The following is a 26688-nucleotide window of genomic DNA, read 5'->3' on the forward strand; positions in this document are numbered from 1 at the left end:
GAAGTGGAGCCCCTGCCGCGGGGTGAGGACGACCTCCTCGATTCCGGCGTCCGCCGCAACTCGAAGAGTCGACCGACGTCGGAGCCATTCCGCTGCAGGAAGGCCACTACCTCCTGCCAAACCTGAAGCTCCGGAGCATCAGACACCTCTGATAGCGCGTTTCGACCCCGTTCTTTGCAAGTAAACCGCACGGAAGCGGCGCTAGCGGTCTGCGAAGACAGGTTCCACCGTGCCGACCGCCGAGTGAGACGCGGTGGCGGCCGAAGGTTACGTTTGCACCGTGAACGACTCGATCAACGTGCGTCGCGCCCGCACCGGCGACGTTCGGGCGATGAAGGCCCTCATCGACGCCTACGCCGGCAAGGTGCTGCTGGCCAAGCCGCTCGTCACGCTGTTCGAGGACATCCAGGAGTTCTGGGTCGCCGAAGAGGACGGCGTGGTGCTCGGGTGTGGTGCGCTGCACGTGCTGTGGGAGGACCTGGCCGAGATCCGGTCGGTGGCGGTGTCGCCGCAGGCGTTGGGGCGGGGCATCGGGCACCGGATCGTGCACCGGTTGATCGAGACGGCTCGTGAGCTGCAGTTGGAGCGGCTGTTCGTGCTGACGTTCGAGACCGAGTTCTTCGGCAGGCACGGGTTCGTGGAGATCGACGGCACGCCGGTCTCCCCCGAGGTGTACGAGGAGATCATGCGGTCGGCCGACGAGGGTGTCGCGGAGTTCCTCGACCTCTCGTACGTGAAGCCGAACACCCTGGGGAACTCGCGCATGCTGCTGCACCTGTAACTCTTCGAGTAAAAACTCGAAGAGTGTTGACTCAAAGAACCTCGAGCCGCCAAGATCGGCGACGTGGAGCAGTTGACGGTCGACGAGCTGGCGGTCCGGGTCGGCCTGCCCGGCAGCACCATCCGCATGTACCAGACCAAGGGCGTGCTGCACCCGCCCCGCCGGCAGGGACGGGTCGCCTACTACGACGCCTCCCACCTGGAACGCCTCACGCTCGTCCAACGCCTGCAGTCGCGCGGCTTCTCGCTGCCCGCCATCGCCGAACTGGTGAAGGCGCGCGAGAAGGGCGCGAGCGTCGCGGCGGTGCTGGGCGTCGGCGAGGCGGAAGGCCCGGACGACTGGGTACGGATCAAGGTCCGCGACATCAGCCACCTGGTCCCGCTGGGCGACATCCGGCCGCGCGTCCTGCGCCGGGCCCTGCAGCTCGGCCTGGTCCGCTGGCGCCGCGGCTGGCCGCACGTCCGCCGCTGGGCGCTGGAGGCGGGCAACCGGCTCGCCGCGCTGTCCGTCCCGAGCGACGACGTGCTGGACAAGTTCGCGAACCTGCGCACCGCCACCGACGCCATCGCGGCCGACTTCGTGGAGGTCTTCGAACGCCGGCTGTGGCCGCAACTGGCGGACAACGCCGACCAGGACGACCAACTGGACCGGATGCGCGCCCTGCTCGTGGAGCTGACCTACACCGCCGAGACGGTGGTCATCGGCACGTTGCGCGAGTCCATCCGCGAGGCCGCCGAGGAGTTCGCCCGCCGCCACCAACTGCTGCCGAGCGACGACTTCCAGCCCGCCTGGGTGGAGGAACCGGTGCCCATCGCCGAACGTCTCATCGAGACCGATGAGGACGACGAGTTCCCCGACGAGCCGACGATCCGGCGGTTCCTCGACCGGGGTGACGACCACGACGAGCCGATCAGGTGACCGCGCTCGTGCCCGCCCCGGCCCGGTGCGCCCGGGTGCGGGACGAGGGTGTGGTCCTGCACTCCGTCGCCCCTGATGTGCCCAGCGTCGAAGCGCGGGTGCCGGTCGGGCGGTTCGAGCCGGTGCGGAGGGGTTCGGCTCGCCCGCTCGACCCGGAACGGCTCATCGCGCCGGTCCGCGAGCACCCTCGGTGGCTGGGCGCGCCGCGCCCGGTGGGCCTGCCCGTGCCGGACGTGCCGCTGAACGTCGGCGTGCGCGTCTTCGGCACGGGGCCCGCCGGGCTCGGCGACCACCACGCGGCGTCACCCAGGGGCGCAAGCGCTTGCCTCGGCGGATTGGCCGAGTCCACCTACGCAGGGAGGGCGGAGGCGTGATCGCACTGATCGGAGCACTGGTAGGTCTGCGCGCGGGGTACCGGTACGACCGCTCGATCGGCAGGCACCCGTTGCGGTCGGGGGTGAAGCGGCTGGTGTTCTGGGCGCTGTTGTTCGTCGCCGAGTGCCTCGTGGTGCCGCAGCTGGCCGTGGCGGTCGGCCCGGTGGTGGTCCTGGTGGTCTTCGCGTACGTGATGGCGGTGGGTCTGGCCGGGCCGTGGGTGTCCGAGTACTACCGCAGGCGTGCGGCCTGATCACGCCCCAGGACGCCGGACTGGCTGCGGCTGCGCGAAGTCCCGGCCGCTGACGCCGAACCGGCGGTGGTGTCGGTGCTCGTCCTGCCGGACGTGCCGGTGTTGGTCGGGTTCGGGCAGTGCGGTGCGTGGTTCGGCCTTCTCGAAGCAGGCAAGACGGCGCAGTCGGTCTGCCTCCGACTGGCTCAGCGGATACCTGCCGGCCGGCGCGGCGGAGGCCGATGTGTTGGCGTTGCTGGAATTGCGCGGTCAGCCGGTCCGGTCGACGGCCGGGATCGCGTGCGGTGCAACGTTCACCCGTCGTTGACGCGGTATGAGCCGATCGGGGCTGTTGTGCGTTGATCTCCGGCCGGTAAGAACCCCTCAAGCCCGAAAACCGAGGGGAACAACCGTGCTCGTGAAATCCCTGCGCAACGCTTTCGCCGTCGTGGTCGCCTCGCTCGCCCTGCTGGTCGGCGCCGGTGCCGGCGTCGGCCAGGCGGCCATCAACGCGCCCGCCGTGACCGACGACTACCTCTTCAGCAAGTCCCTGTCCCAGTTCAGCTCGCTGCGGGCGCAGCGGCCGTACAGCACCCAGCTCGACTGGTCGTCGGACGGCTGCTCGTGGTCGCCGGACAACCCGTTCGGGTTCAAGTTCCTGCCCGCCTGCCACCGGCACGACTTCGGTTACCGCAACTACAAGCGGCAGGGCCGGTTCAACGAGACGACCCGGCTGCGGATCGACAACAACTTCAAGTCCGACCTGTACCACCAGTGCGCGGGCAACTGGTCCTGCAACCGCACGGCCGACCTGTACTACCAGGCCGTGCGCGAGTTCGGCGCCAGCTGACGGTCGCGGTCGACCGCTTCGCGGGGGCCCAGGCCGAGTGCCTCTCGGCCGGGCCGCCGCGAAGTCCTCAGGTCGTGATCGAGAAGCTGTTCGACACGAAGTCCATGCCGCCCGACGACGACGTGATCTCGAACCCGAACTGCACGTCGCCCACGGTCACGTCGCCGTACCACCCGCGCGCGCCGATCCACTTCAGCACCGCCAGCACGTCGACCGTGCCCGAGTTCGTGTTGCCCGTCCGCACGAACGAGAACACGGCGTTGGAGCCGTTGGAACCCCGGTACACGTCCCACGTGTGACCCCCGACCGACACGGTGGTCTGCCTGGACCCGATAGGCCCGACCGCGCCCTGCTTGTTCATCCAGATCATGATCTCGTAAGCGTGGTTGTCGGCCCAGATGTCATATGCCGTCGCATAGGCGCCCGACCCCGGCCGGGTCACGTTGAACGAACTCGAAAGCCTGCTCAACCCGCTCAGCTTCCGGTTCACGGCCTTCGCCGAGTGCGGGTAGGACTTGACGCCGCCGGTGTTCGGGTGGTTGGCCCACACACCCCAGTTGCTGTAGGAGTTGGCCCAGATCCCCTGGTGACCGGCGCCCGAGCCCCAGATGTTGTTGCGGACGGTGTACCCGCCGTTGGACCACGTGGCCCACTGGTCGCTGGACGACCAGGTCGCGGCGTGCGCGACACCGGTCGCTCCGAGCAGGGACCCCACCAACGCGACCGCGATCACGGCCGAGCGCATCCTGTTCATGGCGCTTCTTCCCGGGCAACGCTGCCCACTTCGGCACACCGGTGTCGAATCGCTTCGAAACGCGGTGCGCGGGATACCTGGCGACGCGGCGGTGGATGACCCGACTATCGCAGCACAATGCGCGCCGGGTCAACGCCCGACGTATTCGACTGATTCGACCGCACCATTCGACCGACTATTCGACACCCATTCCGGGGTGAAAGGCGGTCAGTCGTCGTCCCCGTCGTCGTCCGGCCCGGAGCCGCCTCGGATCAGGTAGACGACCGAGTCCAGCTCGTCCGGCTTGATCAGCACCTCGCGAGCCTTGGAGCCCTCCGAAGGGCCGACGACACCGCGCGTCTCCAGCAGGTCCATCAGCCGACCGGCCTTGGCGAAGCCGACCCGCAGCTTGCGCTGCAGCATCGACGTCGAGCCGAACTGCGAGGTGACGATCAGCTCGGCCGCCTGGATCAGCAGCTCCAGGTCGTCGCCGATGTCGGCGTCGATCTCCTTCTTCTCGCCCGCCTTCGCCGCCGTGACGCCATCGGTGTACTCGGGCTGCGCCTGGTCCTTGGTGAAGTTGACGATCTCGGAGATCTCGTCGTCGCCGACGTACGCGCCCTGGACGCGCACCGGCTTCGAGGCGCCCATCGGCAGGTACAGGCCGTCGCCCATGCCGATCAGCTTCTCCGCGCCCGGCTGGTCCAGGATGACCCGCGAGTCGGTCAGCGAGGACGTGGCGAACGCCAGCCTGGACGGCACGTTCGTCTTGATCAGACCGGTCACCACGTCCACCGAAGGCCGCTGCGTCGCCAGCACCAGGTGGATGCCCGCCGCACGCGCCTTCTGCGTGATCCGCACGATCGCGTCCTCGACGTCGCGCGGCGCGGTCATCATCAGGTCGGCCAGCTCGTCGACGATCGCCATGATGTACGGGTACGGCCGGTAGACGCGTTCGCTCCCGGGCGGCGCGGAGATCTCGCCGGACCGCACCTTCCGGTTGAAGTCGTCGATGTGGCGCACCCGGTTGACCTGCATGTCCTGGTAGCGCTGCTCCATCTCCTCGACCAGCCAGGCCAGCGCGGCGGCGGCCTTCTTCGGCTGGGTGATGATGGGCGTGATCAGGTGCGGGATGCCCTCGTACGGCGTCAGCTCGACCATCTTCGGGTCGATCAGGATCATCCGGACCTCGTCCGGCGTGGCGCGCGCCAGCAGGGACACCAGCATCGAGTTCACGAAGCTCGACTTGCCCGAACCCGTGGAGCCCGCGACCAGCAGGTGCGGCATCTTGGTCAGGTTCGCGGTGACGAAGTGGCCCTCGATGTCCTTGCCCAGCCCGATGACCATCGGGTGGTTGTCCTTGACCGTGGACGGCGAGCGCAGCACGTCGCCCAGCCGCACCATCTCGCGGTCGCTGTTGGGCACCTCGATGCCGACCGCGGACTTGCCCGGGATCGGCGCCAGCAGCCGCACGTTGTCCGTGGCGACCGCGTAGGCGATGTTCTTGGTCAGCGCGGTGATCTTCTCGACCTTCACGCCCGGACCGAGCTCGACCTCGTACCGGGTGACCGTGGGGCCGCGGGTGAAACCGGTGACCTGCGCGTCGATGGAGAACTGGTCGAGCACGCCGGAAATGGCCTCGATCATCACGTCGTTGGCCTTGCTGCGGGCCTTCGGCGCGTCGCCGTCCTTGAGGATGGTGGGCGGCGGCAGCCGGTAGTCGCCCTCGACCGCGCGCACGGCGATCGCGGCGGTCTTCGAGGTCTCGGGGGTCGCCTTCGGCTTGGGCGTGGACTTGGCCGGTGGCGGCGGTGGCGGTTCCTCGTCCAGCGGCAGCTCGGGCTGCTCGTCGGTGGCTTCGGCGGTGGCGGCCTGGCGGCGGCCGCGCGACGGGCGGCGCAGCTTGACCGGCTTCTCCTCCTCCGGTTCCGGCTCGGCGTCCTCGGCGCCGAAACCGTCGAGCTGGTCGGGCTTGCGGTGCAGCAGGCCGCCGAGCTTGGCGGGCACCTCGCGGATCGGCAGGTGCACCAGCAGCAGCACGCCGTAGGCGAAGATCAGCACGAGCAGCGGCCCGGCGACCCAGGACGTGAGGCCCTGGGCGAGGAACCCACCGGAGAGGTAGCCCAACGCGCCACCGGCGTCACGACGGGCGATCGGGTCCATCGGCAGGCCGCCTGCCAGGTGGAACATGCCCAGGAAGCCGACCGCGACCAGGATCGAGCCGATCACCAGCCTGGGCCGTGCCTCGGGGCTCGGGTCGGTGCGCATGAGCGCCACGCCGACCGCCAGCAGCACCACCGGCACGATCACGGCGGGACCGCCGACGGAGCTGCGCACGGCCACGTCGACCCACTGGCCGACCGGACCGCCCGCCTGCCACCACACGCCCGCGGCGGTGATCACGGCCAGCGAGATGAGCACCAGCGCCAGGCCGTCACGGCGGTGCGCGGGGTCGAGCTCCTTGCCCCGGCCGACCGCGCGGACGATCGAGCCGACACCTCGGCCGAGCAGTCCCCAGACCTTGCCGATGGAACCGGACGACTTCTTCGCCGGCGCCCGCTTGGCGGGTGAGCGCTTCGAGGCCGGTCGGGACGCGCCGGTCCGCGGCTTCGACCCGGATCCGGTGCTGCGGGTCGTGCCCTTGCGCGAGGTCCCAGTTCGGCCGGCCATGGTGTATACGGTAGTCCCTCTGGCCTCAGCGGCCCCAGCGTTCACGCACGAGGCGACGTGCGCTGCCCGACGCCCATGGTTGCCCCGAACACGGTGCGCCGATACCTCGACACGCCGTAGCCTTTCGCGCTGTGCCCACACCATTTCTGTGGCGCGTGCTGACCGCCGTCGACCAAGGGGTCGTCGGCCTCAGCGGACGACTCGAAGTCACCGGCGACATCCCGGCGGACCTCAGGGGACGTCCCCTGCTGCTCGCGTCCAACCACATCGGCAACCTCGACCCGTTCGTGCTGATCGCGGCGTGCCGCCGGATCGGTGTCGCACCGCGCTTCCTGCTCGCGGGCGGGTTGCTCGACGCACCGATCATGGGACCCGCGCTGCGCGCGTCCGGCCACCTGCGGGTCGACCGCGCGGCGGCCGACGTCGGCGAGGCCTACCACCGCACCGTCGAGGCGTTGCGGCGCGGCGGCGACCCGATCGCCATGTACCCGGAAGGCCGGATCAGCCTCGATCCCGGCTTGTGGCCGGAGCGGGGCAAGACGGGTGCGGCGAGGCTCGCGCTCAGCGGCGGGATCCCGGTGGTCCCGGTGAGCCAGTGGGGCGCGCACGAGGCCGTGTACTGGGGCAACACCCGGGTCGGCGGTTGGGCCGACTTCAAGCCCTACCTCACGTCGTACCTGCGCGGGCTGCGGAAGCGGCCGACGTTCAAGGTGCACTTCGGCAAGCCGGTGGACCTGTCCGGGCTGGAGGACGGCAAGCCGGGCGACGCGCGGCGGGCGCACGAGCGGATCATGCGCGCCATCACGGCGGGCCTGGTCCCGTTGCGGATCAACGAGCCCGACCTGCCGAAGTTCCACGACCCCACGCGGCCGACGACGGGCACCAGCCCGTGGCGGCCGGAGCCGGACGCCACGGGCTGACCGGTCACCCGACCGCCGTCACCTCCCGCAGCCGACGCCGGAACACCGCGATGCCTTGGGCCGCAACGATCCCGGACGACGCCACCCGATGGCACGGCCATCCGGATCCGACGACGACCTCGACGCGCTGGTCCCCCAGCAGCGGCTTCCTGCGTTGACCAGCACATCACCGCCGCTCTGTGACGGTCGCGACGAAGCTTTCCCGCGGCTGGTGTGCGCGATCCGGATGGCGCACACCAGCCGCAAGGGGCCGCTCAGTTCACCGGGATGATGGTCGGCACGATCATCGGCCGCCGGCGGTAGGTCTCGGCGACCCAGCGGCCCACTACGCGGCGCACGGCTTGGGCGATGCGGTGCGAGTCGGTGATGCCCTCGGCTTCGGTGCGGGACAGTTCCATCTCCACCAGGGAGATGGCCTGGTCCAGGGCCTTCGGGTCGTCGGAGAACCCGCGGCCGGACACGGTCGGTGGTGCGACCGCGCGGCCGGAGCTGGAGTCGACGGCCACGGTGATCGCGATGAACCCGCCCTCGCCGAGCACGAGCCGGTCGGACAGGGTGGACTCGCCGACGTCGCCGACCGACAGGCCGTCCACGTAGACGTGGCCGACCTCGACCTTGCCGCTGATCGCCGCCTTGCCGTCGACCAGGTCGACCACCACGCCGTCCTCGGCGATGACGACCCGCTCCTCGTTCACGCCCGTGGCCACGGCCAGCGCCGCGTTCGCCCGCAGGTGCCGCCACTCGCCGTGCACCGGCATCACGTTCGACGGCCGCACGGCGTTGTAGAGGAACAGCAGCTCACCGGCGGGCGAGTGGCCGGACACGTGCACCTTGGCGTTGCCCTGGTGCACGACCGTCGCGCCGAGCCGCGCCAGGCCGTTGACCACGCCGAACACCGCGTTCTCGTTGCCCGGGATCAGCGACGACGCCAGCACGATCGTGTCACCGGCCTTGATCGAGATCTGCCGGTGCTCGCCGCGCGCCATCCGCGACAGCGCCGACAGCGGCTCGCCCTGCGACCCGGTCGACACGAACATGACCTGGTCCTCGGGCATCTCCATGGCCTCGTTGAGGTCCACGAACAAGCCGTCCGGCACGTTCAGGTAGCCCAGCTCGGCCGCGATGCCCATGTTGCGCACCATCGACCGGCCGACCAGCGCCACCCGCCGCTTGTACTGCACGGCCACGTCCAGCACCTGCTGCACGCGGTGCACGTGGGAGGCGAAGCACGCCACGATCACGCGCTGGTTGGCCTTGCGGACGACGTTCTCCAGCACCGGCCCGATCTCGCGCTCCGGCGCGACGAACCCCGGCACCTCGGCGTTGGTCGAGTCGACCAGGAACAGGTCGACGCCCTCGTCGCCGAGCCGGGAGAACCCGGCCAGGTCGGTGAGCCTGCCGTCCAGCGGCAACTGGTCGAGCTTGATGTCGCCGGTGTGCAGCACCAGGCCCGCCGACGTGCGGATGGCGACCGCGACCGCGTCCGGGATCGAGTGGTTGACCGCGAAGAACTCCAGCTCGTACGGCCCGTACGTGCGGCGCTCGCCATCGGTGATCTCGATCAGCCGCGGCGTCTGGCGGTGTTCCTTGCACTTGGCCGCGAGCAGCGCCAGGGTGAACCGCGAGCCCACCACCGGCAGGTCGGGGCGCAGCTTGAGCAGGAACGGCACCGCGCCGATGTGGTCCTCGTGCCCGTGGGTGAGCACCAGCGCCTCGATGTCGTCCAACCGGTCCTCGATGGCCCGGAAGTCCGGCAGGATCAGGTCGACGCCAGGCTGGTCGTCCTCGGGGAAGAGCACGCCGCAGTCCACGACGAGCAGCCGGCCGGCGTGCTCGAACACCGTCATGTTGCGGCCGATCTCGCCAATTCCGCCCAGTGCGACGACGCGCAGACCTCCGTCTGCCAGTGCGGGCGGGGGTGAGCTCGGGTTGATCACGCGTTGACTCCCAATTCGGCCTCGACGGCCTCGATGTCCTCGGTTGAAGCGGGTACCAGCGGCAGCCTCGGGTCGCCCACGTCCAGACCGCGCAAGCGCAGCGCCGTCTTGGCGTAGGTGACGCCGGGCATCCGGCTGAAGGGCCGCAGCAGCGGCAGCAGCGACTGGTGGATCGCGGTCGCGCCGGCGACATCGCCGGCCTCGAACGCGTCGAGCAGGTCGCGCAGCCGATCCGCGGCGATGTGCGAGATGACGCTGACGAAACCGACCGCGCCGACCGACAGCCACGGCAGGTTCAGCGGGTCGTCACCGGAGTAGTAGGCCAGGTCGGTGGCGGCGATGACCTTGCTGCCCGCGAGCAGGTCGCCCTTGGCGTCCTTCACCGCCACGATACGCGGGTGCTCGGCGAGCCGCAGCAGCGTTTCCACCTCGATGGGGATCACCGTGCGCGGCGGGATGTCGTACAGCATCACGGGCACGCCGACCTGGTCGGCCACGGTGGTGAAGTGCGCGAGCACACCCGCCTGGGTGGGCCGCGAGTAGTACGGGGTGACCAGCAGAAGGCCGTGCGCGCCCGCCGCCTCCGCCTGCTTGGCCAGGTGCACGCTGTGCGCGGTGTCGTACGTGCCGGCGCCGCTGACCACGGTGGCCCGGTCGCCGACCGCCTCCACCACGGCCCGGACCAGGTCGGCCTTCTCCGCGTCGCTGGTGGTCGGGCTCTCGCCGGTGGTGCCGTTGACCACGAGACCGTCGTTGCCCAGCCCGACCAGGTGCTCGGCGAGCCGCTGCGCCTTGCCCAGGTCCACCGCCCCCTCGGCGTCGAACGGGGTGACCATGGCGGTGAGCACGCGGCCGAAGGGTCGGCCGGGCGAGGCGGTAGGACTTCCGGTCATGGCCGGAAATCTACCGCGTCACCCTCCGCAAGCTGCGACTACATGCTCCGGTCGAGGCCACGCACCAGCCGGACCGCGTCGGCCTCGCCGTCGTACTCGACGCGTGCGGCGGCCCGGCCGAACACGTGCACCAGCAATTCCGAGACCTGCCCGGTCAGCACCACGGGGTTCGCACCGCGCCTGGCCACGACCGCCTCGCCGTCCGGGCGGCGCAGCACCACGCCGACCGGGCTCTTGCGGTACATCAGCCGGGCGGTCGGCGCGAGCCGCCGCCAGAGCACCGCGTCTCGTACCGGATCGGGTGAACGCGGCTCCCAGTCGTCACGCGCCCGGCGCACGTCCTCGTGGTGCACGAAGTACTCGACGGCGTTCACCAGCTCGTCGACCAGCGCGTACGGCGACAACCGGGGCGGGCCCACGCGGACCAGCCCGACCAGCTCGTCCCACGGCTTGGCGGCGTAGGCGTCCTGGACGCGCTGAGTGTGCCCGGCCAGCGGCTTGACCAGGATGCCCGCCGCCGCGTCCGGGCGGCGTTCCCGCAGCACCAGGTGTGCGGCGAGGTCGCGCGTGCGCCACGGGTCGCACAGCGTGGGCGCGTCCGGGCCGACTTCGGCGAACAGCTCGGTCAGCAGCCTGCGTTCGTCCTGCGCGACGCCCATGGGCCCACGCTACTTGGCGTACACCTGGTCGTTCAGCGCGGAGCCGTCCTTGTTCCACAGCACGCACGCCACGTCGCGGAACCGCTTGTCGTCCGACGAGGCCTTGGCCGGGTCCTCCGCCCAGACGCCCGCGGTCGGCACGACCGCGACGTAGCGCAGCTTCGACTGCTTGTCCTCGACCGGCACCCGGTCGGACATGAAGTGCAGCGTGCAGAAGTTCTCCGCGTACCCGCGCAGCCACTCGTCACCCGGGTAGGGCATCTTGTCCGACCCGAACGGCTCGGCCGCCGCGTAGACCTCGGTCCGGTGCGGCTCGTCGCAGTCGGTGTAGTTGACCGTGGTGTTGGGGTCGACCAGGTTGTCGCCGCACTGCCCGCTGCCCGCCTTGAACTGGGTGGGCTCGATGGTGCCGCCGGGTCCGTAGGTGATCGTCTCGGCCATCGCGGCGGGCGGCTGGTCGGTGAACCACCACCGGCCCAGGAACAGGCCGGCGACCAGCAGCGCCACCGCCGCCACCGCCGTGCCGGTGATCAGCACGCCCTTGAGCCACGGCTTGCGCACGGCGGTCGGCTGGGTGTAGTGCATGGTCTGGTTCGGTGGCACGCCGAACCCGGTCGGCGGCGTCGGCTGGGCGGCCGCGCGTTCCAGCATGGCGCGTGCCTGCGGGCCGGTGAGCCTGGCGTTCGGGTCGGGCATCATCAGGCCGGTGATCACCGCGCCGAGCACGCCGTGCGCCCTGGTCAGGCGAGGCATCTCGTTCATGATCGCGTGCAGGGTGGACGCGGTGGTGGACCGCTCGTAGGGGTTGGCGCCCTCCACGGCGTAGCAGAGCGTCGCGCCCAGCGCCCACAGGTCCGAGGCCGGCGAGGCCTCGTTGCCGTGGATGCGTTCGGGCGACATGTAGGCGGGCGAGCCGATCAGGCTGCCCGCGGTGGTCAGCCGCGGGTCGTCCACGGCCTGGGCGATGCCGAAGTCGGTGAGCTTCACCCGGCCGTTGGGCGTGATCATGAGGTTGCCCGGCTTGACGTCGCGGTGCACGATGCCGGCCTGGTGCGCGGAGTCCAACGCGGACAGTGCCTGGATGGCCATCGAGATGACCCGGTCCTGCGGCATCGGGCCGTGCGCGGCGACCAGGGTCGACAGCGTGGCGGCCTCGACCAGCTCCATCACGATGTAGGTCATGCCGGCCTCGGCGACCACGTCGTACACGGTGACCACGCCGGGGTCGTTGAGCCGACCCGCGGTGCGCGCCTCGCGCAGCACCCGCTCCTCCAGCACCCGGCGCTCCTCCACCGCGATGCCGTCTGGCAGGTGCAGCTCCTTGATCGCCACCTGGCGGCCGATCACGTTGTCCTGGGCGCGCCAGACGACGCCCATGCCGCCACGCCCCAACTCGGCGAGCAGGGTGTACCTGCCCGCGATCACGCGGGGTCGGGCGCTCACACCTTGCGTCGGACCAGTCACCGTCACTCCTCGAAACCCCGACCGCGGACCGGGCGGAACGCTACTTCAGACCCTGTATCGCCCGATCCGGTTTCACGGTTTCGTGACTTCGTGACCCGATGCGCGCAACGCCTGCACGGCGCGGGCCAGGTCGCCCGACTTCACCAGCAGGTGGTCGGTGTCGTAGGTGGACAACGCGAACAGGCTCACGCCCGCCGCGGCCAGTTCACCCGACAGTGCGGCCATGATGCCAGTGAGGGTGAATTCCAGCGGACCGCGCACGGTCAGCAACCGCCATCCGGGCTGCACGGTGTCCGCCGGCGGCGCGTGCTCGACCGGGCACACGATCGACAGCTCGTCGGGCGTCCTGGTCACCGAGACCAGGCCGGGCGCGTCGAGCAGCCCGGCCGGGACGGGCGCGTCGGCGGGCAGCCGCGCGACCGCGTACTCACCCGGCCGGACGTCGACGATCAGCCGCTTCACGGCCGTCAGCCTTCGGTGACCAGCGGGCTGGAGGCGACCTCGGTGCCGTCCGCCAGGGTGGAGATGGTGAAGTCGGCGAACACGTTGGCCGCCGCCTTCTGCAGCTGGCGCAGGCACTCCACGGCCAGCGCGCGGATCTCCACGTCTGCGTGCTCGGTGGCGCGCATGGCGATGAAGTGCCGCCAGGCGCGGTAGTTGCCGGTCACCACGATGCGGGTCTCGGTGGCGTTGGGCAGGATCGCGCGGGCCGCCTGGCGGGCCTGCTTGCGGCGCAGGGTGGCGCTGGGCACGTCGGAGAACTTCTCCTCCAGGCCCTTGAGCAGCTCGTTGTAGGCGTCGACGCTGGCCTGCGCGGCGGCGAGGAACTTCTCGTGCAGCTCCGGGTCGTTCGCGATGACGTCCGGCTCGACCATGGCGGCGTTGCGCTCGGGCACGTACCGCTGGGACAGCTGCGAGTACGAGAAGTGGCGGTGCCGGATCAGCTCGTGGGTGAGCGAGCGGGAGATGCCGGTCAGGTAGAAGCTGACCGAGCCGTGCTCCAGCACGGACAGGTGACCGACCTCGATGATGTGCTTGATGTAGCCGGCGTTCGTGGCGGTGGCGGGGTTCGGCTTGGTCCACGACTGGTAGCACGCGCGACCGGCGAACTCGGCCAGCGCCTCGCCGCCGTCGGCGTCGGTCGACCACGGGACATCCGCAGGCGGGAAGAACTCCGTCTTCGCAATCAGCTGGACGTGCGGAGACACCGTTTCGGTCACGACGAACCTTCCTTGCAGCTTGGCTTCGCCGGGCAGCCTAGTCGAGCCACTGAGAGCAATCTTCCAGCATACCGCCCGTGGTCGCGGTGCCCGACCGACCCGTGTGCCGCCTGATGTCATGAACGACATCACGGGTTTCCTTGACTGATGTCAGATTTGACGTCATGGTGGTGTCATGGATCTGTCGCCGTACATCGCAGCGCTGCGCGAGGACCTCGCCACGGCCGCGTCCGCCGGGGACGACAACACCCGGCGCACCGCGGCCCTGCTGTCCGCAGCTTTGGAGCCCGCCGCGCGGCTCGCGCTCATGAACGCACTGTCCGACCTGGCCGCGGAAGTCACCGCGGCCCTCGACGGCCCCGTCGTCGACGTGCGGTTGGACGGACGGGACGTGCAGGTGGTCGTCACCGGCACGGCCGCTCGGGAAGAACACGAACCCGAGCCGCAGGAAGTTCCCCGGCCGTCCGCCGGTGACGCCACGCGCGTCACCCTGCGGCTGCTGGACGAGCTGAAGGCCAAGGCGGAACAGGCCGCCGCGGCGCAGGGCATGTCGCTGAACACGTTCGTCGCGCAGGCCGTGCAGGGCGCGGTCGGCGGGCGGCGCGGTGGTGGCCACAAGCACTGGGGGCCGCCGAAGGACCAGTCGGGCGGCGACTCGTCGTCGTCCTCCCGCGTCCGCGGCTGGGTGCAGGGCTGAGGGGGGATCATGGAATCGGATGTCGTGCGGCAGCAGAGCTTCGAGGTCGACGGTGTGGTGGAGCTCGACGTGGCACTGCTCGCCGGCCGGGTGAAGGTGCACCTGGTCGACGAGCCGGGCGTGCACGTCGAGCTCAAGCACGACCCGTCGCCGGGCGAGTCGTGGACGGCGGGCCTGAACGGGCTGCTGACCTGGGTGAACAACCAGTTCGGCGGCGCGCCGGGGCAGCCGACCGGTCCGGGCGACGCGGTGCGGGACGCCCAGCTCGAGCTGTCCGGCGGGCGGCTGAAGGTGCACTCGTCCAAGGCACTGCCGTTGCGCGCCGTGCCGTTGAGCGTCACGGTGCGGGCGCCGCTCGGCTCGCACGTGATCACCAAGGCGGGCTCGGCGGACGTGACGGTGACCGGTCCGGCGGGCCGGCTGGAGATCCAGACCGGCACCGGTGACGTGACCGCGGATCGCGCGGACGCGTCGTCGCAGGTCAACTCGGGCTCGGGCAAGGTGAGGCTCGGCCCGATGCTGGGCGGGCTGAAGGCGAAGACCGGCAGCGGTGACATCGAGGTGTCGTCGGTCGGCGGGAACACCGTCGTCTACACGGGCACCGGCGACGTGTGGCTCGGCGCCGTGCAGAACGACGTGCAGGTGCGCACGGGCGGTGGTGACGTCACGGTCGCCGACGCCGCGTCCGGGCGGCTCCAGCTCGGCACCGGCTCGGGCGACGTGCGCGTGGGCGTGCGACCGGGCGTGACGGCGCAGGTCGACCTGGTCTCCAGCTCCGGTTCGGCGCGCAGCGACCTGGACGTCTCCGACACCCCGCCGGAGGGCGAGCCGGCCTTGTACATCACCGGCCGGACCGGCAGCGGCGACGCCCTGGTGACCACCGCGACCACGGGCTGACCGGCGGTACTCCCGGAACCGGTGGTCCTTCCAGACCAGACCGCGGCGTGCGCACCCCCGATGCGCGCGCCGCGGTTTCCTACTTGGCCGCTCGGAGTCCCGCTACCAGCAGCGACACCACCACGTCGAAGCTCCGGTCGACGCCCGGCGACGACCACGACGGCGCGTGGACTGGGTCGTGGAACCTGGCGGTCGCGGCCAGCACGGCCTCGGCGGCCCCAGCCGGGTCGTCGGTGGTGAAGTCGCCGGACGCCACGCCGTCCCCGATGATCCGGGTCAGGTCCTCGACCAGGGTCGCCACGTGGGCGTCGACCACGGCGCTGTGCTCGGTCACCAGCACCGAGTAGGTGGCGAACAGCTCCGGGTCGTCCAACGCCTTCTTGCGCTTGGACTCGAACAGGGCCGCCAGCCAGTCGCGCAGGCGCCGCGGCGGAGGGGCGGTACCGGCGGCGAGGTCGGTCAGGCCCGCGTGGGCACGGGCGAGCCAGCGCTGCGTGACGGCCTCGCGCAGCGCCGTCTTGGTGGGGAAGTGCCGGTAGACGCTGCCGTGGCTCACGCCCAGGGCGCGGGCCACGTCCACGACGGTCGCCTTGGCCGGGCCGTAGCGGCGCAGGACGTCCTCGGTGGTGCTGAGGATGACCTCCGCGGTCAGCGCTTCCGCCACGTGGTGCTCCCTGGGTCGCCGGCTGGTCGGTGTCAATTGTGCGCGCACCGGCCGGCGACCCGGACCGCGGTCAGTGCTCGCTGTCGAGGTGCGCCATCAGGGCGGGCGCGTAACGCTCGCCGGCCACGGCATCGGCGGGGACCGCCGCCTCGATCCGGGCCAGGTCTGCCCCGGTGAGGACCACGTCCAGCGCGCCCAGCGCCTCGGTCAGGCGGTCACGGCGGCGTGCGCCCACCAGCGGGACGATGTCGTCGCCCTGGGCCAGGACCCAGGCGATGGCGAGCTGGGCGACCGTGACGCCCTTCTCGGCGGCCACCGCGCGCAGTGCTTCCACCAGCGACAGGTTGTGGTCGAGGTTCTCGCCTTGGAAGCGCGGCGAGATGGCGCGGAAGTCGTCGGTCCGCCTCGACGGGGTCCAGTGGCCCGAGATCAGGCCGCGCGACAGCACGCCGTACGCGGTGATGCCGATGCCCAGCTCGCGGGCGGTCGGCAGGATCGCCTGCTCGATGCCGCGCGAGATCAGCGAGTACTCGATCTGGAGGTCGACGATCGGGTGGACCGCGTGCGCCCTGCGCAGCGTGTCGGTGCCGACCTCGGACAGGCCGATGTGGCGGACGCGGCCCTTCTCGACCTCCTCCTTGATCGCACCGATGGTCTCCTCGATCGGGACGGCGGGGTCGAGGCGGGCGGGGCGGTAGACGTCGACGTGGTCGGTGCCGAGGCGGCGCAGGGTGTAGGCGAGGAAGTTGCGCACGGCCTCGGGCCGGTTGTCGTTGCCGTGCCAGCCGCCGTCCGCGTCGCGCAGGGCGCCGAACTTGACGCTGATCGCCAGGTCGTCGCGGTTGCGGTCGCGCAGGGCCTGCCGGATCAGCAGCTCGTTGTGGCCCATGCCGTAGAAGTCGCCGGTGTCGAGCAGGGTCACGCCCGCGTCGACGGCGGCGTGGATGGTGGCCACGCTCTCCGCTTCGTCGGCCGGGCCGTACAGGTCGGACATGCCCATGCAGCCCAGGCCGAGTGCGGACACCTCGGGGCCGGTCGCGCCCAGGACGCGTCGACGGGACACGCGGTTGGTGGAGTTCGTCATGCACTCCACTATGGGACTTGGGCTGACAGATTTCAACTTCTGTCAGCGCATCATATGGTGGACGTCACCGCACCCCCACCTTCAACGCTGGCGCGAGATCGCCCTTCGGCACCACCTCCACGTCGTCCAGCTCCAGCCAGTCCGCCATGTGGCGCAGTTCGGCGGCCAGCTCGACCGCGACCCGGCCCACGTCCGCGGTCGGCTCGGAGTAGGCCGCCTGGACCCGCAGTACGCCCGCTGCCCGGTCCGCCTTCAGGTCGACCCGGCCCACCAGCTCGCCGTCCAGCAGGAACGGGAACACGTAGTAGCCGTGCACCCGCTTGGGCGCGGGCACGTAGATCTCGATCCGGTAGAAGAAGTCGAAGATCCGTTCGGTCCTGGCCCGCTCCCAGATCAGCGGGTCGAACGGGCACAGCAGGGCCCGACCGGTGATCCGCCGGGGCACGCGGGCCTCGACGTGCCGGTACGCGGGCGCGGCCCAGCCCTGCACCTCGACCGGCTCCAGCACCCCGGCCTCCACCAGCTCGGCCACGGCCTGCCGACTGCGCCCCGGCTGCAGGCGGTAGTAGTCGCGCAGGTCCGGCTCGGTCGCCACGCCCAACGCCGTCGCCGCACGGGCCACCAGCTCGCGCGCACCCTCCTCCGCCGAGACCGACAGCCGCCGCGCCAAAGCCTCCGGTGGCAGCACGCGTTCGCTCAGGTCGTACAGCCGCTCGAACCCGCGCCGCGAGCCAGTGGTCAGCACGCCCTCGCCGAACAGGTACTCGCACACCTTCTTGACCTCGGACCAGTTCCAGCCCCAGTGCTCCTTGGCCCGCGGCCCGCCACCGGCGAGCGCCTTCTCGATCGCGCCCGCGCCGACCGGCCCCAGTTCCTTCACCACGGCCAGGATGTCGTCCACGAGCTGGGGCGAGCGCTCGGCGATGGCCGTGTAGTTCTTCCACCAGCCCGGCCGCTTGGCGCCGGAGTGCAGCAACGGCCAGTCCTCCACCGGCACCAGGCTCGCCTCGTGCGCCCAGTACTCCACCAGCAACCGCGGCTTGCGGACGCTGTGCGACCACGCGGCGGAGTCCACCAAGGACGGCGCGTAGGCGCCGAGCCTGCTGAACAACGGCATGTAGTGCGCGCGGACGGCCACGTTCACCGAGTCGAGCTGCAGCAACCGGATCCGGGACAGCACCTTCTGCAGGTGCCGCCGGGTGGGCGCCGAGTCGGGCCGGGCGTCGGCGAAACCCTGGGCGCCCAGCGCGATCCGGCGGGCGACGTCAGCGCTCATCTTCTGCACGGACGGATCCTCCCACCGGGGTACGACACTTCCGCTCGGCCCGGACCACCAGCACCACCGCGGCCACCACCAGCAGCCCGCCGACCAGCTGGAACACCCCGAACCGCTCGTCGGCCAGCCACACGCCCAGCACCACCGCGATCACCGGGTTCACGTACGCGTAGGTCGCCACCGTTGACACCGGCAGCTGACCCAGCACGTACACGTACGAGCTGAACGCCAGCAACGACCCGAACACCACCAGGTAGCCCCACGCCACCCACGACGACGTGGTGATCACCTCGAACGACACCCGCTCCCCCGCGGCCAGCCCCACCACCGTCAACGCCGCCCCGCCGGCCGACATCTCCACCGCCGACAGCGCGAACGGGTTCGCGGGCGTGTCCAGCCGGTTGCTCAGGAACGACCCCAGCGCCCACCCGAACGCCGCCAGCAGCACGACCCACGGCCCCCACCACGACGAGTCGCCCATGTCGTCCAACAACAACGCGGCCAGCCCGACCAGCCCGATCACCACGCCCGCGTACGTCACGCGGTGCGGCCGTTCCCCGGCGAACCGCCGCATCAGCACCACGTACAGCGGCACGGACGCCACCAGCAGCGCCGCCAACCCCGACGCCACCGACTGCTCGGCCAGCACCACGAGCCCGTTGCCCCAGGCGGGCAGCAACAACCCCAGCAGCACCGCCGAGCCGAACTGCTTCCGCGTCATCCGCAGCCCGCCACGCCACGCCACCACCAGCGCCAGCACCGCGCCCGCGATCAGGAACCGCGAGCCGCCCGACAGCAGCGGCGGCATCGACTCGATGGTGAACCTGATGGCCAGGTAGGTCGAACCCCAGACCACGTACACGACACCCAACGCTGCCCAACGCACGTCGCTGACGCTGTCACGTCGGACCTCCCGGAATCACGCGCATTTCGGCCACGGTGTCCGACGCCACTCCGGTCCGGGCGGCCGATAGGGTGCCGGCATGGCCGACGCCACCGTGCGCACCGCGCAGCCCGACGACGTGGCGGAGATCGCCCGCATCCACCGCGACACCTGGCGCACCGCGTACCGCGACCTCGTGCCCGCCGAGGTGCTGGCGGCGCTCGACGTCGACGAGACCTCGACCGCGTGGGCCGAGGCCGTCGCGCACGGACAGGTGTTCGTCGCGGCCGAGGGTGACTGGACGGTCGGGTTCTGCGTCGCCGGGATGGCGCCCGAAGGGGAAGTGGCGCACGCGGACGGCTCGCTGCCCGACGACGCGGCGACCACGGCGCTGGTGAACGTGCTCGTCGAACCGCGGTGGGGACGGCGCGGGCACGGCGGCAGGCTGCTCGCCACGGCCGCCGCGCAGCTGCGCGAAGCGGGTGCGACCAGGGGCGTCGCCTGGGTGCCGGAGGCGGACAAGGCGTCGATCGGCTTCTACGGCAAGGCGGACTGGGCGGCCGACGGCACGGTGCGCACCCTGGACGCCGGCGGGCAGCCATTGCGCGAAATAAGGGTTACCGGGGGGTTGTCCCTACTGCTCGAGCCTTGACGGCGCGGGTAGCCTCGCCGGGTGCTCGGGTGGTTGTGCCTCACGTTCAGCGTAGCTTTCGGCTCCGCTCTGTTACCCCTCATCAGCATCGAGATCTTCGTGATCGGTCTGGTGACCCAGCAACCGGGCATCTCGTGGTGGTGGATCGGCCTCGCGGTCGCCCTGGGCCAGGTGCTGGGCAAGATGTTCTACTTCCTCGCCGCGCGCGGCTCGTTGCACCTGCCCGCGTTCCTCAAGCGCAAGGAGAAGAAGGCCAAGCCGCTGTCGCCGTGGCGGCTGAAGTGGAGGGCCAGGCTGGAGTGGGTGCGCGTGCGCTGCCACCGGCACCCGCACTGGATGTTCGGCACGCACGCGGTCAGCTCGGTGGTCGGCCTGCCGCCGTTCATGTTCACCACCGTGCTGGCGGGTCTGGCGGGCATGTCGTCCTGGTTGTTCATCTCGACCAGCGTGGCGGGCCGGTTCGCCCGGTTCAGCGTCCTCGCCGCTTCGCCCGCCGCGGTGGCTGGCTGGTGGGTGCACTAGCGCCGCGCTCGTGGCGCACCAGCCGCTGCTCGGGCAGCCTCAGCCCGTAGTGGTCGTGCAGCTCGGCCTGCTCGGCGTCGGAGAGGTCGCGGCCGCCGACCTTCGGCGCGTCCTCCACCTCCCGCTCCTCCACCGGCACCACGAGCCTGCGGTCGCGCACCTGGGCACCCCGGATCGGCACGAGCGTGGTGCCGCGGTCGGTGCGCACGGAGGCCCACAGCGGGCGGCCACCGGCCAGCCACAGCTCCGCGACCGGTCCGATGGGCCGGCCGTGCCGATCCAGCACGTCACAGTCGTAGAGGCGGTCCACCGCTGAACGATCCATGCCTCATCGGCTACCCGACCGTTCGGGTGATCGCACGGCCAACCACCCGGTCGTGTGACGGCCTACTGTCCCTCGTCCGGGTCCTCGTCCACCCGTCTGAGCTGCCGGCGCACCACGAGCAGCACGGCGACGCCCACGGTCGCCACGAGCACGCTGATGACCAGGCCGAGGCGCAGCGCGTCCACGCCGCTGTCCGGGCTCACGTCGGCGGACAGCACGACTGCGGCCTTCTGCGAGGCAGTCGGCCAGGCGAACGTGCTGGACGCCGACGACGGCGCGGACGGCTCGGTCGTGGCGGACGACGAGGACGATGATGCCGACGTCGTGGTGGTGGTCGTCGTCGTGGTGGTCGTGGCGGGCGGCGCGGTCGTGAGCGACGGCGTCGCGGAGGGTGGCGGTGCGTCGTCCGTCGTGGTGACGGCCGCGACCGAACCGGTGCACGGCACGCCGTCGACGGTGAACGACGTCGGCTCGGGGTTGCTGCCCGACCAGGTGCCGTTGAAGCCGACCGTCACCGACCGGTTCGTGCCCACCCGGCCGTTGTGGTCGGCGTTGCCCACCCGCACGGTGCTGCCGGTCTGGCTGAACTCGCCGTTCCACGTCTCGGAGCTGATCCGCTGCCCGGCGCCGAACGACCACTCCAGGGTCCAGCCCGACAGCGGGTCGCCGAGGTTCGTCAGCGTGACCCGCGCGCCGAACCCGCCGCGCCACTGGTCGGTGATCACGTAGTCGACGTCGCACCCGGCCGCGGCGCGGGCCGTGGCCGCCGGGGTGGTGAGGCCGACCGCGACCAGGGCCGCGACGACGGCGAGAGCCGCCCGGACGATCCGAGCGAAGTGCATGGGGACTCCTGGGAGGTGCGGTGGATCACCTGATTCTTCCCCAGGAGGCCCGCGTCGTTAGCCGAACGTGAGAGCAATGCCCAGCGCGGCCGCGATCACCACGCAGGCAACGGTCAGCAGCAGGTTCTCACAGGTCTTCGCCACACCACCCACGGTAACCACGGCGACCGGAAGATCCAAGGCAAGGGAACGTTAAGGCCGGATGAATCACACCCCGAGAGGCCGATCTACACCCGATTCGTCGGTGACTGGAAGAGGTCGATCGCCTTGCGCATCGTCTCCCGCGCCCGACCGCGGTCACCCGCCAAGTCGTAGGCCTGCGCCAGCAGGAACCACGCCCGCCAGTCGCCCGGCCGCGCCTCGACATCGGCCCGGCGCTGTTCGAACCACTCGTCCGCCGCCTCCCGGTCCACCCGTCCGGACGGGCGACGCGGCAACCCGGAGGTGTCGAGGAGACCGCCCTCGGCGTCGAGCTGCCGCGCCATCCGCTCGGTGGTGAAGCCGAACCTGAGGTTCGTCCACGCGATCCACGCGCCGATCAGCGGCAGCACCAGCACGCCGACGCCCAGGCCGATGCCGACCGGGTCGCCGGTACCCAGCAGCACCACGGCCCGGCCGCCGAGCAGCACGAAGTACACCGCCAGCGCGGCGGTGATCAGGAACGCGACGGTGCGGGTCTTCATCACCGGACCACTTCCACCGGACCGATCAGAGGTCCATGTACTTGTCGAGCCCCACGGACAACCCGGGGTGCTTCGCGATCGACCGCACGGCCAGCAGCACGCCCGGCATGAACGACTTGCGGTCCAGCGAGTCGTGCCGCAACGTCAGCGTCTCGCCCTCGGTGCCGAACACGACCTCCTGGTGCGCGATCAGCCCGGCCACCCGCAGCGAGTGCACCCGCACGTCACCGACGAGCGTGCCACGCGCACCGGGCGCCTCCTGCGTCGTCGCGTCCGGCATCGCGCCCAGGCCCGCCGCCTCACGCGCCTGCGAGATCAGCCGGGCGGTGTGCGCGGCCGTGCCGGAGGGCGCGTCCACCTTGCGCGGGTGGTGCAGCTCGATGACCTCGACCGACTCGTAGTACGGCGCGGCCAGCTCGGCGAACCGCATGGACAGCACCGCGCCGATGGCGAAGTTCGGCGCGATCAGCACGCCCAGCTCCGGCTTCGGCTCCAGCCACTCGGCGACGGTGCCCAGCCGCTGCGCGTCGAACCCGGAGGTGCCGACGACGGCGTGGATGTCGTTGTCCACGCAGAACCGGATGTTGTCCATCACCACCTCGGGGCTGGTGAAGTCGACCGCGACCTGCGCGCCTGCGTCGGCCAGGTTGAACAGCCAGTCGCCCGCGTCGACCATCGCGACGACTTCCATGTCACCCGCGGCCTCGACCGCGCGGCACACCTCGGCGCCCATGCGGCCCCTGGCGCCGATGACGCCTACGCGGAGCGGTTCTGCGGAACTCAAGAGATCACCTCGTGCACCTGGGACGGCAGATCGTCGGCGTGAGCGTAAGGGCCGACCACGGCGGCGGCGACGGGGCGTCGCAGCAAGTCCCGCGCCAACGTCGCCACGTCCGCCGCGGTCACCTCGTCGATGCGCGCCAGCGTCTGCTCCACGGACAGGTAGTCGCCGTAGTTCAGCTCTCCCTTGCCGATGCGCGACATCCGCGAGCTGGTGTCCTCCAGGCCCAGCACGAGCCCGCCGCGCAGCTGGCCCTTGCCGCGGGCCACCTCCGCGTCGCCCAGCCCTTCCCGGGCCACGGTGGACAGCACGTCCCGCACCACGCCGGCCACGTCACCGAGCCGGTCCGGCTGGCAGCCCGCGTAGATCGACAACGTGCCCGCGTCGGCGTAGAGGCCGACCGACGAGTACACCTGGTAGGCCAGGCCACGCCGTTCCCGGACCTCCTGGAACAGCCGCGAGCTCATGCCACCGCCCAACGCGGCGTTGAGCACGTTCAGCGCGAACCGGCGCTCGTCGTGCCGGTCCAGGCCGCGCACGCCCAGCATCAGGTGCGCCTGCTCGGTGTCGTCGGAGTGCAGCACCAGCTTGCGCGAACCGGGGATGCGGGCCCGGCCGGACCGCGGCGCGACGGGTGTGCCGACGCGGTCGAGCCGGTCGCCGATCTGCTTGCGCACCAAGCGCATCACGTGCGCGTGGTCGATGTTGCCCGCTACCGCGAGCACCATCCGCGGCAGCGTGTAGCGCTTCTTGTAGAAGCCGAACAGCGCGTCGCGGTCCATGTCCCCGATGGACTGCTCGGTGCCCAGCACCGGCCGTCCCAGGGCGTGCTCGCCCAGCAGGGCGTCCAGGAACGCGTCGTGCAGCAGGTCTTCCGGGTCGTCGTCGCGCATGGCGATCTCTTCGAGCACGACACCGCGCTCGGTCTCGAAGTCGCGCGGCTCGCACAGCGCGTCGAACACCACGTCGCACACCAGGTCCATCGCCAGCGGCAGGTCCTCGTCCAGGACGTGCGCGTAGTAGCAGGTGTGCTCCTTGGCGGTGAACGCGTTCAGCTCACCGCCGACCGCGTCGATCTCCTCGGCGATCTGCGCCGCCGTGCGGTTGGCCGTGCCCTTGAACAGCAGGTGCTCCAGGTAGTGCGCGGCGCCCGCGACCTCGACCCGCTCGTCGCGCGACCCGACCTGCACCCACAGGCCGACCGACGCCGAGCGCACGCCGGGGATCCGCTCGGTGATGACCCGCAGCCCGGACGGCAGCACGCTGCGGCGCACGGCCAAGCCGCCGTCGCCGCGTTCCAGCGAGACCGTGCTGCCGGGCTTCTGCAGGTGGCCGAGCCTGCGCGTAAGCGGACGGCCGCGAGTGCCAGAAGCACCCGCGGCCGTCCCGTTGACGCTCGTCGTCACTGCGCGGAGGCCTCGGCCTCGGCGGGTGCGGCGTCCTGGGCGGGGTTGTCGGCGGCCGGGGCCGCGTCCGCGTCCTCGTTCACCAGCACCAGGCTGATCTTGCCGCGCTGGTCGATGTCCGCGATCTCGACGCGGAGCTTGTCGCCGACGTTGACCACGTCCTCGACCTTGTTGATGCGCTTGCCGTTGCCCAGCTTCGAGATGTGGATCAGGCCGTCCTTGCCCGGGAGCAGGGACACGAACGCGCCGAACGCCGCGGTCTTCACCACGGTGCCCAGGAAGCGCTCGCCGACCTTCGGCAGCTGCGGGTTCGCGATCGCGTTGATCAGGCCGATCGCGGCCTCGGCCGAAGGGCCGTCCGCCGCGCCGACGTAGATCGTGCCGTCGTCCTCGATGGAGATGTCGGCACCGGTCTGCTCGGTGATCGAGTTGATCATCTTGCCCTTCGGGCCGATGACCTCGCCGATCTTGTCCGTCGGGATCTTGACCGACGTCACGCGCGGCGCGAACGGGCTCATCTCGTCCGGGCTGTCGATGGCCTCGGCCATGACCTCCAGGATGGTCAGGCGCGCGTCACGCGCCTGGCCGAGGGCGCTCGCCAGCACGTCGGACGGGATGCCGTCCAGCTTGGTGTCGAGCTGGAGCGCGGTCACGAACTCCTTGGTGCCGGCGACCTTGAAGTCCATGTCGCCGAACGCGTCCTCGGCACCGAGGATGTCGGTCAGCGCGACGTACTCCGTCTTGCCGTCGACCTCGTCGGACACCAGGCCCATGGCGATGCCCGAGACCGGCGCCTTCAGCGGCACACCGGCGTTGAGCAGCGACATCGTGGACGCGCAGACCGAGCCCATGGACGTCGAACCGTTGGAGCTCAGCGCCTCGGACACCTGGCGGATCGCGTAGGGGAACTCCTCGCGCTTGGGCAGCACGGGCATCAGCGCCCGCTCGGCCAGCGCGCCGTGGCCGATCTCGCGCCGCTTGGGCGAGCCCACGCGGCCGGTCTCACCGGTGGAGAACGGCGGGAAGTTGTAGTGGTGCAGGTAGCGCTTGTGCGTCTCCGGGGACAGCGAGTCGATCTGCTGCTCCATGCGCAGCATGTTCAGCGTGGTGACACCCAGGATCTGGGTCTCGCCGCGCTCGAACAGCGCCGAGCCGTGCGCCCGCGGGATCAGCTCGACCTCGGCCGACAGCGACCGGATCTCGGTGAGGCCGCGGCCGTCGATGCGCACCTTGTCCCGCAGGATGCGCTGGCGCACGAGCTTCTTGGTCAGCGAGCGGAACGCCGCGCCGACCTCCTTCTCGCGACCCTCGAACTGCTCGGCCAGCTTCTCCAGCACCGACGCCTTGATCTCGTCGATGCGGGACTCGCGCTCCTGCTTGCCGCCGATGCTCATCGCCTGCGCCAGCTCGCCGGACGCGGCCTGCTCGACGGCCTCGAAGGCGTCGGCCTGGTAGGCCGGGTAGGTCGGGAACTCGCCGGTGGCCTTCGCGGCGACCTGCGCCAGCTGGGCCTGCGCGTCGCACAGCGCCTTGATGAACGGCTTGGCGGCCTCCAGACCGGCGGCCACGACCTCCTCGGTCGGCGCCTGCGCGCCCTCGCCGATCAGGTCGATGACCTTCTCGGTGGCCTCGGCCTCGACCATCATGATCGCGACGTCGTCACCGACGACCCGGCCGGCGACGACCATGTCGAACACGGCCTTCTCCAGCTGCTCGTGGGTCGGGAACGCCACCCACTGGCCCTCGATCAGCGCCACCCGGACGCCGCCGATGGGGCCGGAGAACGGCAGGCCCGCCAGCTGCGTGGACGCCGACGCGGCGTTGATCGCCACGACGTCGTACAGGTCGGCCGGGTTCAGGCTCATCACCGTGATGACGACCTGGATCTCGTTGCGCAGACCGTCCACGAAGGACGGGCGCAGCGGCCGGTCGATGAGGCGACAGGTCAGGATCGCGTCGGTCGACGGGCGGCCTTCGCGGCGGAAGAACGAGCCGGGGATGCGGCCCGCCGCGTACATGCGCTCCTCGACGTCCACCGTGAGGGGGAAGAAGTCGAAGTGCTCCTTGGGGTGCTTCGACGCCGTCGTCGCCGACAGCAGCATCGTCTCGTCGTCCAGGTAGGCGACGACCGAGCCCGCCGCCTGGCGGGCCAGGCGACCGGTCTCGAAGCGGATGGTGCGGGTGCCGAACCGACCGTTGTCGATAGTGGCTGAAGTCTCGTGGACCTCGATGTCCGTCATATGGGTACTCCTCGTCATGCGGGTCACAGCGCGCCGATGGCGCGGGATCGCGGTTCGGACGAGGCCGGTCTTCGATCGAAGTCC

General features: G+C 70.9%; 29 protein-coding genes. 10 read left to right on the forward strand and 19 right to left on the reverse strand.

Annotation, left to right across the window (positions count from 1 at the left end):
* The first annotated feature begins 280 nt into the window (after nucleotides 1-280).
* From B0I31_RS01325 to B0I31_RS01345, 5 genes are all read left to right on the forward strand, one after another.
* Nucleotides 281-781, forward strand: coding sequence for an amino-acid N-acetyltransferase (locus tag B0I31_RS01325; RefSeq protein ID WP_181319936.1), 501 nt, complete (start codon nucleotides 281-283; stop codon nucleotides 779-781).
* A 63-nt stretch (nucleotides 782-844) separates the two neighbouring features.
* Nucleotides 845-1699: a MerR family transcriptional regulator gene (locus tag B0I31_RS01330; RefSeq protein ID WP_106613440.1), complete on the forward strand. Its 855-nt coding sequence runs from the start codon at nucleotides 845-847 to the stop codon at nucleotides 1697-1699.
* The gene (locus tag B0I31_RS01335; protein ID WP_106613441.1) at nucleotides 1696-2073 is read left to right on the forward strand and encodes a hypothetical protein; all 378 of its coding nucleotides are present in this window, start codon (nucleotides 1696-1698) and stop codon (nucleotides 2071-2073) included. Before B0I31_RS01330 ends, B0I31_RS01335 begins: the two co-directional genes overlap by 4 nt.
* Nucleotides 2070-2327 (forward strand): hypothetical protein, encoded by a 258-nt coding sequence (locus B0I31_RS01340; RefSeq protein ID WP_106613442.1) that lies wholly within the window; start codon nucleotides 2070-2072, stop codon nucleotides 2325-2327. The genes B0I31_RS01335 and B0I31_RS01340 overlap by 4 nt, the downstream gene beginning before the upstream one ends.
* Nucleotides 2328-2724: 397 nt before the next feature.
* Nucleotides 2725-3156 (forward strand): phospholipase, encoded by a 432-nt coding sequence (locus B0I31_RS01345; RefSeq protein ID WP_106613969.1) that lies wholly within the window; start codon nucleotides 2725-2727, stop codon nucleotides 3154-3156.
* 67 nt (nucleotides 3157-3223) lie between these two features.
* On the opposite strand, the gene B0I31_RS01350 is transcribed toward B0I31_RS01345, so the two are convergent.
* Both B0I31_RS01350 and B0I31_RS01355 read right to left on the reverse strand, forming a co-directional pair.
* Complete coding sequence (locus tag B0I31_RS01350) at nucleotides 3224-3910, reverse strand: glycoside hydrolase family 12 protein (protein WP_106613443.1); 687 nt, start codon at nucleotides 3908-3910, stop codon at nucleotides 3224-3226.
* Between the two features lie 207 nt (nucleotides 3911-4117).
* Entirely contained in the window at nucleotides 4118-6559 is a 2442-nt protein-coding gene (locus B0I31_RS01355) for an FtsK/SpoIIIE family DNA translocase (protein ID WP_106613444.1), read from the reverse strand.
* A 131-nt stretch (nucleotides 6560-6690) separates the two neighbouring features.
* Between B0I31_RS01355 and B0I31_RS01360 the strand changes: the two genes are divergently transcribed.
* Nucleotides 6691-7479: a lysophospholipid acyltransferase family protein gene (locus tag B0I31_RS01360; protein WP_106613445.1), complete on the forward strand. Its 789-nt coding sequence runs from the start codon at nucleotides 6691-6693 to the stop codon at nucleotides 7477-7479.
* Nucleotides 7480-7733: 254 nt separating this feature from the next.
* Here B0I31_RS01360 and B0I31_RS01365 read toward each other — a convergent pair whose 3' ends face one another.
* The 6 genes from B0I31_RS01365 to thyX form a co-directional block, all read right to left on the reverse strand.
* Nucleotides 7734-9416 (reverse strand): ribonuclease J, encoded by a 1683-nt coding sequence (locus tag B0I31_RS01365; protein ID WP_181319938.1) that lies wholly within the window; start codon nucleotides 9414-9416, stop codon nucleotides 7734-7736.
* On the reverse strand, nucleotides 9413-10309 hold the full coding sequence (dapA, locus tag B0I31_RS01370) for a 4-hydroxy-tetrahydrodipicolinate synthase (RefSeq protein ID WP_106613446.1): 897 nt from the start codon (nucleotides 10307-10309) through the stop codon (nucleotides 9413-9415). The genes B0I31_RS01365 and dapA overlap by 4 nt, the downstream gene beginning before the upstream one ends.
* Before the next feature lie 38 nt (nucleotides 10310-10347).
* A complete protein-coding gene (locus tag B0I31_RS01375; protein WP_106613447.1) occupies nucleotides 10348-10968 on the reverse strand; it encodes a TIGR03085 family metal-binding protein in 621 nt (206 codons plus the stop codon).
* Nucleotides 10969-10977: 9 nt separating this feature from the next.
* A complete protein-coding gene (locus tag B0I31_RS01380; protein ID WP_106613448.1) occupies nucleotides 10978-12432 on the reverse strand; it encodes a serine/threonine-protein kinase in 1455 nt (484 codons plus the stop codon).
* 72 nt (nucleotides 12433-12504) lie between these two features.
* Nucleotides 12505-12894 (reverse strand): ACT domain-containing protein, encoded by a 390-nt coding sequence (locus B0I31_RS01385; protein ID WP_106613449.1) that lies wholly within the window; start codon nucleotides 12892-12894, stop codon nucleotides 12505-12507.
* 5 nt (nucleotides 12895-12899) lie between these two features.
* Nucleotides 12900-13652 carry an FAD-dependent thymidylate synthase gene (thyX, locus tag B0I31_RS01390; RefSeq protein WP_106613450.1) on the reverse strand — a complete coding sequence of 251 codons (753 nt, stop codon included), beginning with the start codon at nucleotides 13650-13652 and terminating at the stop codon, nucleotides 12900-12902.
* A 175-nt stretch (nucleotides 13653-13827) separates the two neighbouring features.
* On the opposite strand from thyX, the gene B0I31_RS01395 reads away from it, so the two are divergent.
* Complete coding sequence (locus B0I31_RS01395) at nucleotides 13828-14349, forward strand: toxin-antitoxin system HicB family antitoxin (RefSeq protein WP_106613451.1); 522 nt, start codon at nucleotides 13828-13830, stop codon at nucleotides 14347-14349.
* Nucleotides 14350-14358: 9 nt separating this feature from the next.
* Complete coding sequence (locus B0I31_RS01400; RefSeq protein ID WP_106613452.1) at nucleotides 14359-15246, forward strand: DUF4097 family beta strand repeat-containing protein; 888 nt, start codon at nucleotides 14359-14361, stop codon at nucleotides 15244-15246.
* Between the two features lie 79 nt (nucleotides 15247-15325).
* Here B0I31_RS01400 and B0I31_RS01405 read toward each other — a convergent pair whose 3' ends face one another.
* From B0I31_RS01405 to B0I31_RS01420, 4 genes are all read right to left on the reverse strand, one after another.
* The gene (locus B0I31_RS01405) at nucleotides 15326-15910 is read right to left on the reverse strand and encodes a TetR/AcrR family transcriptional regulator (RefSeq protein WP_106613453.1); all 585 of its coding nucleotides are present in this window, start codon (nucleotides 15908-15910) and stop codon (nucleotides 15326-15328) included.
* A gap of 70 nt (nucleotides 15911-15980) precedes the next feature.
* Entirely contained in the window at nucleotides 15981-16994 is a 1014-nt protein-coding gene (locus tag B0I31_RS01410) for an aldo/keto reductase (protein ID WP_106613454.1), read from the reverse strand.
* Between the two features lie 64 nt (nucleotides 16995-17058).
* Nucleotides 17059-18270, reverse strand: coding sequence for a winged helix-turn-helix domain-containing protein (locus B0I31_RS01415; RefSeq protein WP_106613971.1), 1212 nt, complete (start codon nucleotides 18268-18270; stop codon nucleotides 17059-17061).
* A complete protein-coding gene (locus B0I31_RS01420; protein ID WP_245949580.1) occupies nucleotides 18260-19156 on the reverse strand; it encodes an EamA family transporter in 897 nt (298 codons plus the stop codon). The genes B0I31_RS01415 and B0I31_RS01420 overlap by 11 nt, the downstream gene beginning before the upstream one ends.
* 97 nt (nucleotides 19157-19253) lie before the next feature.
* Between B0I31_RS01420 and B0I31_RS01425 the strand changes: the two genes are divergently transcribed.
* Both B0I31_RS01425 and B0I31_RS01430 read left to right on the forward strand, forming a co-directional pair.
* Entirely contained in the window at nucleotides 19254-19805 is a 552-nt protein-coding gene (locus tag B0I31_RS01425; RefSeq protein ID WP_106613455.1) for a GNAT family N-acetyltransferase, read from the forward strand.
* A gap of 21 nt (nucleotides 19806-19826) precedes the next feature.
* On the forward strand, nucleotides 19827-20327 hold the full coding sequence (locus tag B0I31_RS01430; RefSeq protein WP_106613456.1) for a YqaA family protein: 501 nt from the start codon (nucleotides 19827-19829) through the stop codon (nucleotides 20325-20327).
* On the opposite strand, the gene B0I31_RS01435 is transcribed toward B0I31_RS01430, so the two are convergent.
* The 7 genes from B0I31_RS01435 to B0I31_RS01460 form a co-directional block, all read right to left on the reverse strand.
* Complete coding sequence (locus B0I31_RS01435; protein ID WP_146173701.1) at nucleotides 20275-20652, reverse strand: PRC-barrel domain-containing protein; 378 nt, start codon at nucleotides 20650-20652, stop codon at nucleotides 20275-20277. The genes B0I31_RS01430 and B0I31_RS01435 overlap by 53 nt on opposite strands.
* A gap of 62 nt (nucleotides 20653-20714) precedes the next feature.
* Nucleotides 20715-21494: a cellulose-binding domain-containing protein gene (locus tag B0I31_RS01440; RefSeq protein ID WP_106613458.1), complete on the reverse strand. Its 780-nt coding sequence runs from the start codon at nucleotides 21492-21494 to the stop codon at nucleotides 20715-20717.
* A gap of 57 nt (nucleotides 21495-21551) precedes the next feature.
* Nucleotides 21552-21674: a hypothetical protein gene (locus B0I31_RS42445; RefSeq protein ID WP_281262268.1), complete on the reverse strand. Its 123-nt coding sequence runs from the start codon at nucleotides 21672-21674 to the stop codon at nucleotides 21552-21554.
* Nucleotides 21675-21721: 47 nt separating this feature from the next.
* The gene (locus B0I31_RS01445; protein ID WP_106613459.1) at nucleotides 21722-22177 is read right to left on the reverse strand and encodes a tetratricopeptide repeat protein; all 456 of its coding nucleotides are present in this window, start codon (nucleotides 22175-22177) and stop codon (nucleotides 21722-21724) included.
* A 25-nt stretch (nucleotides 22178-22202) separates the two neighbouring features.
* Nucleotides 22203-22961 carry a 4-hydroxy-tetrahydrodipicolinate reductase gene (dapB, locus tag B0I31_RS01450; RefSeq protein ID WP_106613460.1) on the reverse strand — a complete coding sequence of 253 codons (759 nt, stop codon included), beginning with the start codon at nucleotides 22959-22961 and terminating at the stop codon, nucleotides 22203-22205.
* Nucleotides 22958-24286: a M16 family metallopeptidase gene (locus B0I31_RS01455; protein WP_425444345.1), complete on the reverse strand. Its 1329-nt coding sequence runs from the start codon at nucleotides 24284-24286 to the stop codon at nucleotides 22958-22960. Before B0I31_RS01455 ends, dapB begins: the two co-directional genes overlap by 4 nt.
* A gap of 74 nt (nucleotides 24287-24360) precedes the next feature.
* Nucleotides 24361-26604 (reverse strand): polyribonucleotide nucleotidyltransferase, encoded by a 2244-nt coding sequence (locus B0I31_RS01460; RefSeq protein WP_106613462.1) that lies wholly within the window; start codon nucleotides 26602-26604, stop codon nucleotides 24361-24363.
* Nucleotides 26605-26688: the final 84 nt, after the last annotated feature.

The organism is Saccharothrix carnea (genome assembly GCF_003014735.1).
In the GTDB taxonomy this organism is placed as follows: Bacteria; Actinomycetota; Actinomycetes; order Mycobacteriales; family Pseudonocardiaceae; genus Actinosynnema; species Actinosynnema carneum.

Excerpts from the sequence above, each read along its gene's own strand:
- B0I31_RS01350 (WP_106613443.1), bottom strand. The coding sequence starts at position 3,910 with ATGAACAGGATGCGCTCGGCCGTGATCGCGGTCGCGTTGGTGGGGTCC.
- B0I31_RS01355 (WP_106613444.1), bottom strand. The coding sequence starts at position 6,559 with ATGGCCGGCCGAACTGGGACCTCGCGCAAGGGCACGACCCGCAGCACC.
- dapA (WP_106613446.1), bottom strand. The coding sequence starts at position 10,309 with ATGACCGGAAGTCCTACCGCCTCGCCCGGCCGACCCTTCGGCCGCGTG.
- B0I31_RS01375 (WP_106613447.1), bottom strand. The coding sequence starts at position 10,968 with ATGGGCGTCGCGCAGGACGAACGCAGGCTGCTGACCGAGCTGTTCGCC.
- B0I31_RS01395 (WP_106613451.1), top strand. The coding sequence starts at position 13,828 with ATGGATCTGTCGCCGTACATCGCAGCGCTGCGCGAGGACCTCGCCACG.
- B0I31_RS01400 (WP_106613452.1), top strand. The coding sequence starts at position 14,359 with ATGGAATCGGATGTCGTGCGGCAGCAGAGCTTCGAGGTCGACGGTGTG.
- B0I31_RS01410 (WP_106613454.1), bottom strand. The coding sequence starts at position 16,994 with ATGACGAACTCCACCAACCGCGTGTCCCGTCGACGCGTCCTGGGCGCG.
- B0I31_RS01415 (WP_106613971.1), bottom strand. The coding sequence starts at position 18,270 with ATGAGCGCTGACGTCGCCCGCCGGATCGCGCTGGGCGCCCAGGGTTTC.
- B0I31_RS01425 (WP_106613455.1), top strand. The coding sequence starts at position 19,254 with ATGGCCGACGCCACCGTGCGCACCGCGCAGCCCGACGACGTGGCGGAG.
- B0I31_RS01435 (WP_146173701.1), bottom strand. The coding sequence starts at position 20,652 with ATGGATCGTTCAGCGGTGGACCGCCTCTACGACTGTGACGTGCTGGAT.
- B0I31_RS01440 (WP_106613458.1), bottom strand. The coding sequence starts at position 21,494 with ATGCACTTCGCTCGGATCGTCCGGGCGGCTCTCGCCGTCGTCGCGGCC.
- B0I31_RS01445 (WP_106613459.1), bottom strand. The coding sequence starts at position 22,177 with ATGAAGACCCGCACCGTCGCGTTCCTGATCACCGCCGCGCTGGCGGTG.
- B0I31_RS01460 (WP_106613462.1), bottom strand. The coding sequence starts at position 26,604 with ATGACGGACATCGAGGTCCACGAGACTTCAGCCACTATCGACAACGGT.